The 14,432-nt window shown below is 58.4% G+C and carries 10 protein-coding genes and 1 pseudogene; 2 read left to right on the top strand and 9 right to left on the bottom strand.

Going from position 1 to position 14,432, the window contains the following annotated elements; all coding sequences use genetic code 11:
* Positions 1 to 445: 445 nt before the first annotated feature.
* From CFU_RS20200 to CFU_RS20235, 8 genes and pseudogenes are all read right to left on the bottom strand, one after another.
* Positions 446 to 1,615, bottom strand: a complete 1,170-nt coding sequence (locus CFU_RS20200) for a ribonucleotide-diphosphate reductase subunit beta (RefSeq protein WP_014007853.1) — start codon at positions 1,613 to 1,615, stop codon at positions 446 to 448.
* A gap of 143 nt (positions 1,616 to 1,758) precedes the next feature.
* Positions 1,759 to 4,683, bottom strand: coding sequence for a ribonucleoside-diphosphate reductase subunit alpha (locus CFU_RS20205; protein WP_014007854.1), 2,925 nt, complete (start codon positions 4,681 to 4,683; stop codon positions 1,759 to 1,761).
* A 464-nt stretch (positions 4,684 to 5,147) separates the two neighbouring features.
* Complete coding sequence (gene ampD / locus CFU_RS20210) at positions 5,148 to 5,789, bottom strand: 1,6-anhydro-N-acetylmuramyl-L-alanine amidase AmpD (RefSeq protein WP_014007855.1); 642 nt, start codon at positions 5,787 to 5,789, stop codon at positions 5,148 to 5,150.
* 12 nt (positions 5,790 to 5,801) lie between these two features.
* Positions 5,802 to 7,281 (bottom strand): annotated as a pseudogene (locus CFU_RS20215) (sigma-54-dependent transcriptional regulator).
* 24 nt (positions 7,282 to 7,305) lie between these two features.
* Positions 7,306 to 9,042 carry a sensor histidine kinase gene (locus CFU_RS20220; protein ID WP_014007858.1) on the bottom strand — a complete coding sequence of 579 codons (1,737 nt, stop codon included), beginning with the start codon at positions 9,040 to 9,042 and terminating at the stop codon, positions 7,306 to 7,308.
* Positions 9,043 to 9,172: 130 nt separating this feature from the next.
* Positions 9,173 to 9,442, bottom strand: a complete 270-nt coding sequence (locus CFU_RS20225; RefSeq protein ID WP_014007859.1) for a PP0621 family protein — start codon at positions 9,440 to 9,442, stop codon at positions 9,173 to 9,175.
* On the bottom strand, positions 9,439 to 10,248 hold the full coding sequence (locus CFU_RS20230; RefSeq protein WP_014007860.1) for a cytochrome C assembly family protein: 810 nt from the start codon (positions 10,246 to 10,248) through the stop codon (positions 9,439 to 9,441). The genes CFU_RS20225 and CFU_RS20230 overlap by 4 nt, the downstream gene beginning before the upstream one ends.
* A 119-nt stretch (positions 10,249 to 10,367) precedes the next feature.
* Positions 10,368 to 11,123: an NYN domain-containing protein gene (locus CFU_RS20235; protein ID WP_014007861.1), complete on the bottom strand. Its 756-nt coding sequence runs from the start codon at positions 11,121 to 11,123 to the stop codon at positions 10,368 to 10,370.
* A 377-nt stretch (positions 11,124 to 11,500) separates the two neighbouring features.
* On the opposite strand from CFU_RS20235, the gene ffh reads away from it, so the two are divergent.
* Positions 11,501 to 12,868, top strand: a complete 1,368-nt coding sequence (gene ffh / locus CFU_RS20240) for a signal recognition particle protein (protein ID WP_041742543.1) — start codon at positions 11,501 to 11,503, stop codon at positions 12,866 to 12,868.
* Positions 12,869 to 13,181: 313 nt separating this feature from the next.
* Positions 13,182 to 13,556, top strand: coding sequence for an SWIB/MDM2 domain-containing protein (locus CFU_RS20245; protein WP_041743727.1), 375 nt, complete (start codon positions 13,182 to 13,184; stop codon positions 13,554 to 13,556).
* A gap of 101 nt (positions 13,557 to 13,657) precedes the next feature.
* On the opposite strand, the gene CFU_RS20250 is transcribed toward CFU_RS20245, so the two are convergent.
* Positions 13,658 to 14,362, bottom strand: coding sequence for a hypothetical protein (locus CFU_RS20250; RefSeq protein WP_148264906.1), 705 nt, complete (start codon positions 14,360 to 14,362; stop codon positions 13,658 to 13,660).
* Between the last annotated feature and the right edge of the window lie 70 nt (positions 14,363 to 14,432).

The following is a 14,432-nucleotide window of genomic DNA, read 5'->3' on the forward strand; positions in this document are numbered from 1 at the left end:
ACCCATCGCGATGGGAACGGCGGATTATTCATCGGCGCAATCAACTCTGCTTGCGCTAATGAATTCGGCACCAGCTGAACTGCTCCATCCCCTCATTGATGCAGCACTTCAGCCATTATTGGTCAAGGTTCTTGTCCCGGCTTCCGGGCCGGGAGGAAGAATTCGCATCACCTGTCGGCTGCGATCCTTGGCCAAAAAAACGCCAGCGGCTATGCCGGCGTCGGAATTCTGTTACAAAACGGTTGGTTTTTCCAAAGAAAACGCCGCCAAACCCGACTGAATCGGGGTAAGCGGCGACAACAGATAAGTACGTTTCTGTCTTTGGCTATTCATTAAATTTGGAAATCACCTTTTAGTTTGCAGACTTTTTTATAGTACTAAGCGCTGCAGGTTTCCATTTACCTCGTCCATCCACTTCAATATTCTTGTCCGAGATCTGAAGCCTTTATTCCCAGTTCAGGGCACCGCCTGTTTGATATTCGATTACGCGAGTCTCAAAAAAGTTGCGTTCTTTTTTCAGATCGATCATCTCGCTCATCCAGGGGAAGGGATTTTCTTCCTGAGGGAACATCGGGTCCAGTCCGATCTGTTGCGCGCGGCGATTTGCGATGAACCGCAAATAACCTTTGAACATTGGCGCATTCAAACCGAGCACTCCACGCGGCATTGTATCCTCTGCGTAGCGATATTCCAACTCTACTGCGCTTAAAAACAACGCTTTGATCTCGTCGCGGAATTCCGGCGTCCACAAATGCGGGTTTTCCATCTTGATTGTGTTGATCAGATCGATCCCGAAATTGCAGTGCATCGACTCGTCGCGCAGGATGTATTGATACTGTTCCGCCGCGCCCATCATCTTGTTCTGGCGGCCCAGGGCAAGGATCTGCGTGAAGCCGACGTAGAAGAAAAGACCTTCCATGATGCAGGCGAAGACGATCAGCGAGCGCAGCAATTTCTGGTCGTTTTCAGTAGTGCCGGTCTTGAATTCAGGATCGGTCAGCGTATTGATGAAGGGGATCAGGAACTCGTCTTTGTCGCGGATCGATTTGACTTCATGATAGGCATTGAAGATTTCCGCCTCGTCCAAGCCGAGCGATTCCACGATGTATTGGTAGGCGTGGGTATGGATCGCTTCCTCGAAAGCCTGGCGCAGCAGGTACTGGCGGCATTCCGGCGCGGTGATGTGGCGGTAGGTGCCGAGCACGATATTGTTGGCGGCGAGCGAGTCGGCGGTGACGAAGAATCCCAGGTTGCGCTTGACCAGGCGGCGTTCGTCTTCGGTCAGGCCGTTCGGGTTCTTCCACAGCTCGATATCGCGCTGCATGTTGATTTCCTGCGGCATCCAGTGGTTGGCGCAGCCGGCCAGGTACTTGTCCCAGGCCCATTTGTACTTGAACGGCACCAGCTGGTTGACGTCGGTATGGCCGTTGATGATGCGCTTGTCCGCAGCATTGACGCGGTGCGTGACATCGACTGCAGGTGCGGCAGCCGCCTGCCCCACCAATGCCGGGTTGAGAGCGGTATCGGACATCTGCGGACGCCCCGAAGGAGCAAATGCCGGTTGCGCCGGCACGGTACGAGGGGCCGAACTTTTTTCTTCATCCCAGGAGAGCATTCTTTATTCCTTTATCTTTCGTAGGGTGGGCAACCTTGCCCACGCGTGACTTCAAAACCGTCACCACGTTTGCTTCCGTAACGCGTGGGCAGAAAAACCGCCCACCCTACTTTCTTTGCAATTGTTTCGTTATCTGACAGCTGTTACTGGCAAGCTTCGCACTCTTCGAATCCTGGATCGCCGGGACGCATGGTGCACGCCGGGCCATCCAGTTCCTGTGGCGCGGCTGCAACAGCGGCAGTGCCATATGTCGCTGCCGCACCGCCGCTGGCGCCGCCATCTACCGACACGGCGTTCAGGGCGCCGGTCTTCGATGTCGACTTCTCGGTATGCGTCGCGCCGATGGTGCGCAGGTAATAAGTGGTCTTCAGGCCACGCAGCCATGCCAGCTTGTAGGTTTCATCCAGCTTCTTGCCGGATGCGCCCGCCATGTAGATATTCAGCGACTGTGCCTGGTCTATCCATTTCTGGCGACGCGACGCCGCTTCCACCAGCCAGGACGGCTCGACTTCGAATGCGGTGGCGTAGATGTCGCGCAGGTCTTGCGGAATGCGGTCGATCTTGGCCAGGCTGCCGTCGAAGTACTTGAGGTCGGAGATCATCACTTCGTCCCACAAGCCGCGCGCTTTCAGGTCGCGCACCAGGTATTCATTGATTTCGGTGAATTCGCCCGACAGGTTCGATTTCACGTACAGGTTCTGGTAGGTCGGCTCGATGCAAGCCGATACGCCAATAATGTTCGAGATAGTCGCAGTCGGCGCAATCGCCACGCAATTCGAATTGCGCATGCCGAATTCCTTGATGCGGCCGCGCAGTTCGGTCCAGTCCAGCGAAGCGGACATGTCCGCCTCGAGATAACCGCCGCGCTCTTCCGCCAGCAGTTTCAGGGAATCCTGCGGCAGGATGCCGCGGTCCCACAGGGAACCGCGATAGCTGCTGTAGCGGCCGCGCTCTTCCGCCAGTTCGGTCGACGCCCAGTAGGCGTGGTAGCAGACCGCTTCCATCGACTTGTCGGCAAATTCAACCGCTGCTTGCGAGGCGTAAGGCACGCGCATCATGTGCAGGCAATCCTGGAAACCCATGATGCCGAGGCCAACCGGACGGTGCCGCAGGTTGGAATCGCGCGCCTTCTTCACTGCATAATAGTTAATATCGATCACATTATCCAGCATGCGCATCGCAGTATTGATGGTTTTCTGCAACTTGGCGTGGTCCAGCTGGCCGTCTTTCATGTGGGCCGGCAGGTTGACCGAGCCCAGGTTGCACACGGCGATCTCGGATTCGTTGGTGTTGAGCGTGATCTCGGTGCACAGGTTGGAGCTGTGGACCATGCCGACGTGCTGCTGCGGCGAACGGATGTTGCATGGGTCCTTGAAGGTGATCCATGGATGGCCGGTTTCAAACAGCATCGACAGCATCTTGCGCCACAGGTCCAGCGCCTGGATCTTCTTGAACAGGCGCAGGTCGCCGCGGGCGGCCCGGGCTTCGTAGCCGGTATACGCTTCCTCGAAGGCCTTGCCGACCTTGTCGTGCAGGTCCGGCGCATCGCTTGGCGAGAACAGGGTCCACTCGCCCTTTTCCATGACGCGCTTCATGAACAGGTCCGGAATCCAGTTGGCGGTGTTCATGTCGTGGGTGCGGCGGCGGTCGTCGCCGGTATTTTTGCGCAGATCGAGGAATTCCTCGATGTCCATGTGCCAGGTTTCCAGGTAGGCGCAGACCGCGCCTTTGCGCTTGCCGCCCTGGTTGACCGCGACGGCGGTATCGTTGACCACTTTCAGGAACGGCACCACGCCTTGCGACTTGCCGTTGGTGCCCTTGATATGGGCGCCCAGCGAACGCACCGGCGTCCAGTCGTTGCCCAGGCCGCCTGCATATTTGGCCAGCAAGGCGTTTTCCTTGATCGCTTCGTAGATGCCGTCGAGATCGTCGGCCACGGTGGTCAGGTAGCAGGACGACAGCTGCGAGCGTTGCGTGCCCGAGTTGAACAGGGTCGGCGTCGAGCTCATGAAATCGAAGCTGGACAGCAGGTTGTAGAACTCGATGGCGCGCGCTTCGCGGTTCACTTCATTCAGCGCCAGGCCCATCGCTACCCGCATGTAGAACGCTTGCGGCATTTCGATGCGGATCTCGCGGACATGCAGGAAATAACGATCGTACAGGGTTTGCAGGCCGAGGTAACCGAATTGCAGGTCACGCTCCGGCTTCAATGCTTCGCCCAGTGCTTTCAGGTCGAATTGCGCCAGCTTGGCATCCAGCAAGTCGGCTTCAATACCCTTTTTAATAAATTTCGGGAAATATTCAAGGTATGCCTCCGGCGCATCGGCTTGCGCCACTTCCTTGCCGAACACTTCCTTGCGGATCGTGTGCATCAGCAGGCGCGCAGTAACCGTGCTGTAGGCAGGGTCTTTTTCCATCAGCGCACGCGCCGCCAGGATCGCCGACTTGTGCAGTTCTTCGACCGGCACGCCGTCGTACAGGTTCTTGACGGTCTCGGCCAGGATGGCTTCAGCGTCGACATGTTTTTCCAGGCCGATGCACGCGGCGGTAATCAGGCTGCGCACCTGTTCCATGTCGAGCACACGCCGCTGGCCGTCTTCGGTCACGAACAATTCGGTGCCGGCTACGGTCGGCTTGGCGCCGGTCTGCTGCTGTGAACGCTCTTCCATGCGCTTGGCGCGGTACAGCACGTAGGCACGCGCCACGTCGTGCTCGCCGGAGCGCATCAGGGACAGTTCGACCTGGTCCTGGATGTCTTCAATATGGAAAGTGCCGCCATTCGGCTGGCGGCGCACCAGCGCGGCGACGACGTTCGAAGTCAGCTGTTCGACCAGCTCTCGCACCCGTGCCGATGCCGCACCCTGGCCGCCGTTGACGGCGAGGAATGCCTTGGTGACGGCGATCGAGATCTTGGACGGTTCAAAACCGACTACGGCGCCATTGCGGCGGATGATTCGGTAGTCGCCGAAACTGCTGGATACCTTGACGGGAGAGCCGCTGCCGGTGGATGGCTGAACACCAGCGATGTCGGCTGATGATTTAACGGAAATTTCTTGAGTAGATTGCACTGAGCCTCCCGAGACTGTGAAAGCAGGCGAAACAATTACGCCTGCTGTTATTAATTAGAACCTTGGAACCGTTGATGGTTCATATACTGTTATTACTGCATCAGCCAATGCTGTATCAGCTGCTGACCCAGCGACTGCCTGTCGGCAGGCGTTCGCGACCGATGCCCAAATCAAGATAAAAAGAGAAAAACCAGCGTTAAAAGAATGGTTGGCGAAGACCGCCAACAAACCCGGAGGCCGCTGAGCAGCCTGTCCGACACCTGCATTTATACTGACATGAGTACAAAAACAAAACACCACATAGGTGGACAGACCATGCAAAGCAAACCAAGGACGAAATACGAGAAAAGACACTACAAACACTACATATAGTTCTCTGGATTTGATTTTTACTAATTGTAGTACCTAGAACTCGCCGATGCAATCCAAAAGTACGATCTTTTTTATATACAAAAAGAGACTATTCAATTGACTTTTTTATCTATGGCCGGAAAGCGCAGCGCAGGTGCGCCCGGCGATTTTGGTGCATGCCCGGCTAAGGCTTGCTGGTATTGGGTCCAGTCAAAAAACGGACCTGGATCGGTCTTTCTGCCGGGGGCAATATGCTCGTGTCCGGCGACCGCGGCGAGAGGGTAACGCAACTGCAGGGCATGGGTCAATGCCGCCAGCGCTCGATATTGCAGCGCGGAAAATTGTTCGAAATCGCTGCCTTCCAGCTCGATGCCGATTGAAAAATCATTGCAGCGCTCACGGCCTTCGAAACACGATGCGCCCGCATGCCAGGCCCTGTCGTTGGCGGAGACAAACTGGACGACCCCGCCGTCGCGCAGTATCAGGAAATGGGAAGAAACCCTGAGCGGGCGCAGCTGTTCGAAATAGGGATGGGCGTCGTAATCCAGGCGGTTGCCGAACAGGTCGGCAATATAAGGGCCGCCGAACTGCCCTGGCGGCAGGCTGATGTTATGGATCACCAGCAGATCGGCGGCGCAGCCTTCCGGCCTGGCGTCGCAATTGGGGGAAGACTGGCGCACGACTTCATCGGGACGGCACCAGCCGTCTGCGCCGATTTCAAAACTTGGGGGAAGCGGTTTTTGCTGCTCCGTCATTGTTACCTGGTCCTAATCTTGCTCGTGGATCGACAATCTCTGCATCCGGTAGCGCAGCTGGCGAAAACTGATGCCCAGCAGATCGGCGGCCTTGGTGCGGTTGAAATGCGTGCGCGCCAGCGCCTGCCGGATGACGTCGCGCTCGATATCGTCAAGATAGTCCGGCAGCGACGACGGCAGTTCGCCGCCAATCAATTGCACCGCCGCGCCGGGCGCAGCCGATTCCAGGTTCGCCGCCATGGGCACGCCGGCAACCGCTGCGGCCTCGCTGTAGTGATCGGCCAAGTCCGGCATTTCCGCTGGCCGCCCCTGGCCGCCCTTCAGACCCAGATCCGCCACTTCGATGACGCCGTCGTTGGCAAACGCCAGCGCCCGCTCCAGGATATTTTCCAGTTCGCGCACATTGCCCGGAAATGCATAGGCGCACAGCGCCGACAACGCCGCCGGCGCCAGCGTCACCTGTTCCGCCTGCGGCGTAAACGTCGACAAGCGCGCCAGGATCGCGGCGACCAGCAGGCCGATGTCGTCCAGCCGCTCGCGCAGCGGCGGCAATTTTAATTCGATGACATTCAAACGATAGTACAAATCCTGGCGAAATCTACCTGATTCGACACACTCGGCCAGATTCTGGTGGGTGGCGCTGACCAGGCGGACATCTACCGCCTCCTCCACCGTCGCCCCGACCTTGCGCACGCGGCGCTCCTGGATCGCGCGCAACAGCTTGACCTGCATCGCCAGCGGCAGATCGGCGACTTCATCCAGCAGCAAGGTGCCGCCGTTGGCAGCCTGGAAAAAACCGTCGCGGTCGTCGGCGGCGCCGGTAAACGCGCCTTTGCGGTAGCCGAAGAACTCCGCTTCCATCAAGGCTTCCGGGATGGCGCCGCAGTTGACGGCGACAAACGGCTTGTCGGCGCGCGGACTGAGCGCATGGATATCGCGCGCCGCCAGCTCCTTGCCGCTGCCGGACTCGCCGGTGATCGCCACCGGCGCCCATGCTGCGCGCCAGGCGTACGATCTGGGTGCGCAATTCCTGCATGGCGGCAGACTGGCCGATCAGGCGCAGCGCCGAGCCTGAGCCGGCGCGGAGCTTGGAGTCCGCCGCCGGACGCTGGTTTTCCACCGGCTTGCCAACGCGCAGCGCCGATTGCACCATCAGGCGCAGCTGGTCCAGCGCCACCGGTTTCGACAAATAATCGAAAGCGCCCGCCTTCAGCGCCATGACGGCATTGTCGGCGCTGCCGTAGGCGGTGATCACGGCAATCGGTATGACCTTTTCGCCGGCGCTGACTTCGCGCACCAGCTCGATCCCGAGCCCGTCCGGCAGGCGCATGTCGGTCAGGACCAGTGCATAGTCGTTTTGCGCCAGATGGCTGCGCGCGGCGGCCAGGCTGTCGGCGCTGTCGACATCCAGCCCCATCTTGACCAAGGCGATTTCCAGCAGTTCGCGCAGGTGCGCTTCGTCGTCAACAACCAGGATACGGGGTGAGCTCATGGCATTCGTCTTTTTCAGTCAGTTCTAATCAGGAGACACAGGGTCATGGGCAGCAAACGCAATAACAAAACGACCACTCACATGGCTGGAATTCTGTCCTTGGACATCATGCCGGTATTCATAATCGAGCAACGCGCCGTTATTCAAGCATAACTCGCGCGCCAAAAACAAGCCCAGCCCGGTGCCCTTGCTGGAGGTGGTATAAAACGGCTCGAACAGGTGCGCCCGCACCGCCGGCGAAATCGGCTCGCCGTCGTCCTGCACATGCAGCTCCAGCCGCCCGGCGACACTGGACATCACCTGCAAGCGCATTCCGCCCGGCTGGCCGCTGGCGTAACGCACCGCGTTCGACAGCAGGTTGGTCACGACTTCGCGCAGATGCAAAGGGTCAAACCAGACGCTCTGCCGGTCCGCAGCGTCGATCTGCAAATCGATCGCGGCCGGCGCCACCGCATGGGTCTGCCTGACATCCCTGACGATATCCTGCAGCAAGGGCGCCAGCAAAATCGGTTCCAGTTGCCGCTGCGCCTTGCGCGACAGCTTCAGGATATCCTCAATCATGCGGTTCAGGCGCGCTACGTTGTCTTCGATGATGGTCAGCAGGCGCGCCTCCGCCTCGTCGGTCGCCTCTTCCGCCAGCAAGGTGGCGGCATAGGAAATCGACGCCAGCGGGTTGCGCACCTCATGCGCGATGCTGGCGGTCAGGCGCCCCATGGCCGCCAGTTTCAGCTGCTGGGCCTGGTTCTCGATTTCACTGACATCCTGCAAAAAGATGACCGCGCGGTACTCGCTCAGCTCGCGCATCCGGACCGCGGCAAAGCGTACTTTCAAATGCGCCGCCAGTTCGCGCCGGCCGCTCCAGTCGATGGCGGCAGCGTCCTGGCCAAGGTCATCGGTATGCTTGATGGTGACGAATACAGCCTCGCCCACTGCCGGCGAAACCGCATGCGGCAGGTCGCCGACCCGCGATTCCCAGGCAAACAAGGCATCGGTTATCGGCGCCAGCACCGCATAATCGCTTAGCTTGTGCTGCTGTTCTTCATCCGACAAGGACAGGCCCAGCATGCGCTCCGCCGCCGGATTCGCCATGATCAGGGTGCCAAGCGGATCGACTACCAGCAAGCCGTCGCCCATGTCCTTGATCGCGATGCGATTGATATCCATTTGCACCCGCAGGTCCCTGCCGCGCTGCGTCGCCAGCTCCTCTTGCTTGATCAGCTTGTCGGCCAGCCGGTTGATCACCAGCACGGCAAAAAAGAAAGCGCCGCCATACAAACCGGCTTGCAGGGAGGAGGCATCCGGCGCCGACTGCAGTATCTGGTAGCCGCTTTCCGCCAGCAGCACCATGGTCGCAATCGAGACAAACAGCAGCGCCACCAGCAGCGGCGCCAGGATGGCCGCGCCGGCCAGAGGGAACAGATACAGGATCGCCAGCCCGCCCTTGGCGCCGCCGGCGCCTATGTACAGGATCGACACCGCGATCATGTCCACCGTGATCGGCAGCACTATCTGCGCCATGTAATGGCGGTGGTAATACGCGGTGACCAGCGTGAAGAGGGCCGCGCACAGCAGGTAGACGCTGCAGGTCTGCGGATTGGTAAACAGCTGCGAGAACCAGGTTTCGTTTTTGCTCTGGGTGCTGAGGTAGGCTAGCATCACCATCGCCACCACGATCCGGGTCACGTTGAATGTCTGCAGCGTGCGCCAGAACGTATCCGGCTTACCGTTCAGCGCAGTGTGGCTGGGGTTGGGGCTAACCATGCGCGCCTTGTCTCATTCTTGTCTCATTCTTGTCTCATTCTTGTCTCACAATGGAACGTGCAGCCGCAAGCCGCGCGCGCTCAAGCGCCGGCTTCGACGGGAATGTGCATAACGGTTCAAGTGGGCGCGTTCAGGTCGAATGCAGGCGACGGTGTTCCGCACTGCAAAAAACCGCGCCGGAAGCATCGGCCAGGGCCTCCGATGCCGGGAAATGCAGGCCGCAATGGGCGCAAGCCACTATCGCCTCGGCCTGCGGCGAATCGCTGGCGGCGGAAGCCGCGGCGCCACTGTTGAAGGTCGGCTCGCCTGGTGCGGGACGATGCTGGGTGAGGTTCTTTTTCAGGCGCTGCAGCCAGACGATGACGGCCAGGACGACGACAATTAAAATAATCAGTTTCATACTAATACCCGATGCAACACAACTTCAAGCACGAAGCGGCTCCCTACATACGCCAATAACAAAACGGCAAACCCGGTCAAGGTAAAGCTGAGCGCAGTGCGGCCGCGCCAGCCCTGCCACCTGCGGCCGGCCAGCAGCAGCCCGAACAAGGCCCATGACAACATGGTGAAAATGGTCTTGTGATCCCATTTGAAAGCCTTGTTGAACAGCTCCTCGGAAAACACCACACCCGATAACACCGTCAGCGTCAACAGGAAAAAGCCGAAGGCAATCAGGCGGAACAGCAGTTTTTCCATGGTCAGCAAGGCTGGCAAGCGATCCAGCGCAACCCCGAACCAGCCGGCTTTCGCCACGCCCGGCCGGGTATGCAGGCGCGACTCCTGCAATACCATCAGCACTGCATGGAACGCGGCGATGGTCAGGGTGCTGTAGGCCAGGATGGAAATCACGATATGCCACAGGAACACCGGCGACTTGCCGTTCAGCGGCACCATGTTGCCCGGGAATATGGCCGGCAGAATCGCCGCCAGCGCCGCCATCGGCAGCACCAGGACCCGCAGGCCGTCCAAGGTATAGTTGCGGTTCTCCAGCCAGTAGGCCGCGACCGACACCCACAAGGTGGCCGACAGCATCATCGAAAACCCGACCCGCAGCTGCTCCGGCCCGACCACGTCGGACCACAGCACGCCGCCGTGCAGCACCCAGGCGACGGCGACAACAATGGAAATGGTCTGGCGCCGGCTCGACGGCAAAAAGGTGCAGCCTATATATAGCAGCGCCACCAGAACGAAAAGATATGTTTGCATCGTGTAAGTTTACAACATGTGGCGTTCCAACGGCATGAAGGAAACGATCTATGATCCTGCAACCTTCAGCATCCGGGCCAAGTATGGCGCCGAAGGTCCACGGCTTGTCTTCTGCTCATTCATTTTTTACGCTTGTCACGAATATAGGTAGCCGATTTATTGTTCGCCAAGGTCCGCTGCGTCACATCAAATAGTTCGGTCGCGGAGACCAGGCCACTCAGCTTGGAAAACCCATATTCGCGCACGTCAAAATCGGGGGCTTGCTTAGCTATATGACTACCCACCGGGCCAAGTTGCGCCCAGCCATCTTCGTCGGAGACGGCCTCGACGCTACTACGCAACAACCGCAACAGCCGGGTATCTTGCCGTAGCTCATTGCCGGCTTTGCTCTTTCCCGGAATTTCGGCTACGCCTTCAGCTTCTGCCATAATCAGCAGCTCGGTATAAATGAATTTGTGACAGGCCACAACAAAGGGTTGCGGCGTCTTACGCTCGCCGAAGCCATAGACCTGCAAGCCATCCTCTCGAATCCGTGACGCCAACCGAGTAAAGTCGCTATCGCTGGAAACGATGCAGAAACCGTCGAAACGGCGGGTATACAACAAATCCATGGCGTCGATAATCATCGCGCTATCAGTGGCGTTTTTGCCCTTGGTATAACCAAATTGCTGAATTGGCTGGATCGAGTTGCGTAACAGACATTCTTTCCAGCTTCCCAGCCGGTTATCGGTCCAGTCGCCATAAATGCGCTTGACGCTGGCCACGCCATACTTAGCCACTTCAGCTAGCAGCCCATCGGCAATTGCCGCACTGGCATTGTCAGCATCAATCAATACCGCCAAACGATCAGCCTCGGAAGCTAAATTCCCTGACATTCGATTTCCCTGAGTTTGCGATGCTTAAATCATACCCCGCCATCTTTCTCGACTGTACGCTTTCGATGTCAGCGCTAAATAAAAGCGCCACTTCCCCTATACGATGCAGTCCATTTGGTGACAATCATCATTTTCTTGCATCTTTCACATCATTCATTTCTATTTGAATGGAACGCAACTTTGCAAGAATGAGTCCTGACTACAAGGAGCCTGCTGGCCAACGGCATCGATTTTGGTCTGCATCAGGTAAAATGGTCAGTTACAAGCGTCATCATGTTTCATTTTTAATGCGAATTAGTGTGTTTATTTAGACGATATTCACGCACAAACTGATTCGGATTGGCCTATTGCACCTATTCTGGAAACACTGCATACCCATGCTCGACAATCTGACCCAACGCCTCGCCAAAGTCGTCAAAACCATGCGCGGCGAAGCGCGCCTTACCGAAACCAATACCGCCGACATGCTGCGCGAAGTGCGCCTGGCCTTGCTGGAAGCCGACGTCGCCTTGCCGGCGGTGCGCGAGTTCATCGCCAACGTCAAGCAAAAAGCGCTGGGCGAAGAAGTGATTGCATCGCTGACCCCGGGCCAGGCCCTGGTCGGCGTGGTGCAGCGCGAACTGGCTTCGCTGATGGGGGCCGACCTCGGCCCTGAGGCCTCGCAGCTGAATTTCGCTACCCAGCCGCCGGCGATCATCCTGATGGCGGGCTTGCAGGGTGCGGGTAAAACCACCACCGTCGGCAAGCTGGCCAAATACCTGCGCGAACAAAAGAAGAAAAAAGTGCTGACTGTTTCGGCCGACGTCTACCGCCCGGCCGCCATCGGCCAGCTGCAGACCGTGACCGCCCAGGTCGGCGCCGACTTCTTCCCCACCGCCACCACCGACAAGCCGGTCGAGATCGCTTTGGCTGCGCTCGACTACGCGAAGCGCCATTATCACGATGTCCTGATCATCGACACTGCCGGCCGGCTCGGCATCGACGAAGCGATGATGAAGGAAATCAGCGCCATCCACGCCGCCGTCAAGCCGATCGAAACCTTGTTCGTGGTCGACGCCATGCTCGGCCAGGACGCCATCAATACCGCCAAGGCCTTCAGCGACGCCCTGCCGCTGACCGGCATCGTGCTGACCAAACTGGATGGCGATGCGCGCGGCGGCGCGGCGCTGTCGGTCAGGCATATCACAGGCAAGCCGATCAAGTTCGCCGGCACCGCGGAAAAGCTGGACGGCCTGGAAGCCTTCGATCCGACCCGCATGGCCAACCGCATCCTCGGCATGGGCGACATCCTGGCGCTGGTCGAAGAAGCCCAGAAAGGCGTCGACGTCGCCGCCGCCAAGGACCTGGCGCACAAGATCAAGGGCGGCGGCAAATTCGACCTGAACGATTTCAAGGCGCAGCTCGGCCAGATGAAAAAAATGGGCGGCTTGTCCAACCTGATGGACAAATTGCCGGCGCAGTTCCAGCAGGCTGCGGGCGGCGCCAATATGGACCAGGCAGAGAAACAGGTACGCCGGATGGAGGGCATCATCAACTCGATGACGGCTCAGGAACGGGCCAAGCCGGAGCTGATCAAGGCTTCGCGCAAACGCCGCATCGCCGTCGGTGCCGGCGTCCAGGTGCAGGAAGTCAACCGCATGCTGTCGCAATTTGACCAAATGCAGTCGATGATGAAAAAACTCAAAGGCGGCGGCATGATGAAAATGATGCGCGGCATGAAAGGCATGATGCCGGGCATGCGCTAAACACCGCGCCGCCACTCTCGTCGTACCCTGAAAAGCCTTGCAAGTCATTGACTTGCAAGGCTTTTCGTCAATTTACGACGATTGCGGGAAGCTGCCGGCCGGCGGCGCCAGGCATTTGTTACCTTCCCCGGATTCCGGCAACCCGCCGCAAAAGCCCGCCAACCGGGCGTTTCCCTGCCATGCGGGACGTTCCGCTTCCGTATCAAATCCCGCACAAACCCGTAAAAAACGCTTGCATCGCCAGGAAAAGCGCAACACTATTAGCGATGCGTGCTTGACGCATTTTTTCACTATCCCTGAAGGAGGCTCAAAGATGGCCACAGCCAAAAAACCAGCAGTTGCAGCAAAGAAGCCAGCAGCGACCAAAGCAAAAGCAGCTCCGGTCAAAGCGGCAGCCAAGCCTGCAGTAAAAAAAGCCGACGCTCCGAAAGTAGCGCGCAAGCCTAACGCAGCATTCATGAAAGCATTGACGCCGTCAGCTGTCCTGGCTGCTGTCGTTGGCGCGACACCGCTGCCACGCACTGAAGTCACCAAGAAGGTTTGGGAATACATCAAGAAGCACAAGCTGCAGAACCCGGAAAACAAACGCAATATCATTGCTGATGAAAAACTGAAAGCTGTCTTTGGCGGCAAAAAAGAAGTGTCGATGTTTGAAATGACCAAACTCATTTCCGACCACTTGAAATAATGCTTAGGGCCTAGCTGGATTTTGTCCAACCCGCCGCCCTGAGTGCCAAACAAAAACGCCCGCATCACGCGGGCGTTTTTGTATCCGCAGAATCCAGGATTTTAGTCGAGCAGATCCGAGTAGTCGATTTCCGCATAACCGGCCAGTGTCTTCCACGGCAACACCGGCGGCGCGGCGATCACGCTGACCGCGGTCTGGCGGCGCGCCATCCCATGCGCGTCGAACGATTCCACCAGGCGCGGATACTGGCCCTTGACGTCCCAGCTGACCCGCACCGTCAACTCGCCGCGCTTGCTTTCGTATAGCTGGACGCCGTCCTTGGCCGGACCGACGGCGCGCATGTTTTTCAGACTCTGCGGATCGCTCAGGTAAAACGTGCTGCCCCAGTTGCCATTGAAACCGATATTGCCGTAATACTGGGGATCGACCTTGACGGTGCGGCGCTGGTGCCGCTCGATCAAACGCGCATCGAGCGAACCGTCGGCCAGGCGGCGTACCCACATCGGCGAACTGCCGGCATCCGGATGATTGTGCCCGCTGTGATCGCGCTGATCGGCGGCGTCCGCGGTTCCGGCCGCCGTTTCAGCGCCAGTCAGGCGTTCGGTCCATACCTGGTCGCTGCGCCGGTACAGGCGCTCGGTGAATGTCGTTTCGCGCTTGACGCCGTCACGTCCCAATACCATCGAATAGTGCTGCACCTGCAGGTTCTGCTCAGGCGCATTGACAGCCGCCAGCACCGCCGGCAGCGGCGACAGCAGGACCAGCGCGGCCATCAGCTTGCCGGCATTGCCTGCGATTTTTTTCAATAAAATCATTTTTCCACCAAAAGAATTGCCGCCATCATTGCGATGGCGGCATCGGTATTACTAAAAAAAG

It is taken from the genome of Collimonas fungivorans Ter331 (assembly GCF_000221045.1).
Taxonomy (GTDB): Bacteria; Pseudomonadota; Gammaproteobacteria; order Burkholderiales; family Burkholderiaceae_D; genus Collimonas; species Collimonas fungivorans_A.

What these genes read in the sequence shown, in the direction of transcription:
- CFU_RS20200 (WP_014007853.1), bottom strand. Translation starts at nt 1,615, where the DNA reads ATGCTCTCCTGGGATGAAGAAAAAAGTTCGGCCCCTCGTACCGTGCCG.
- ampD (WP_014007855.1), bottom strand. Translation starts at nt 5,789, where the DNA reads ATGACGGAGCAGCAAAAACCGCTTCCCCCAAGTTTTGAAATCGGCGCA.
- CFU_RS20220 (WP_014007858.1), bottom strand. Translation starts at nt 9,042, where the DNA reads ATGGTTAGCCCCAACCCCAGCCACACTGCGCTGAACGGTAAGCCGGAT.
- CFU_RS20225 (WP_014007859.1), bottom strand. Translation starts at nt 9,442, where the DNA reads ATGAAACTGATTATTTTAATTGTCGTCGTCCTGGCCGTCATCGTCTGG.
- CFU_RS20230 (WP_014007860.1), bottom strand. Translation starts at nt 10,248, where the DNA reads ATGCAAACATATCTTTTCGTTCTGGTGGCGCTGCTATATATAGGCTGC.
- CFU_RS20235 (WP_014007861.1), bottom strand. Translation starts at nt 11,123, where the DNA reads ATGTCAGGGAATTTAGCTTCCGAGGCTGATCGTTTGGCGGTATTGATT.
- ffh (WP_041742543.1), top strand. Translation starts at nt 11,501, where the DNA reads ATGCTCGACAATCTGACCCAACGCCTCGCCAAAGTCGTCAAAACCATG.
- CFU_RS20245 (WP_041743727.1), top strand. Translation starts at nt 13,182, where the DNA reads ATGGCCACAGCCAAAAAACCAGCAGTTGCAGCAAAGAAGCCAGCAGCG.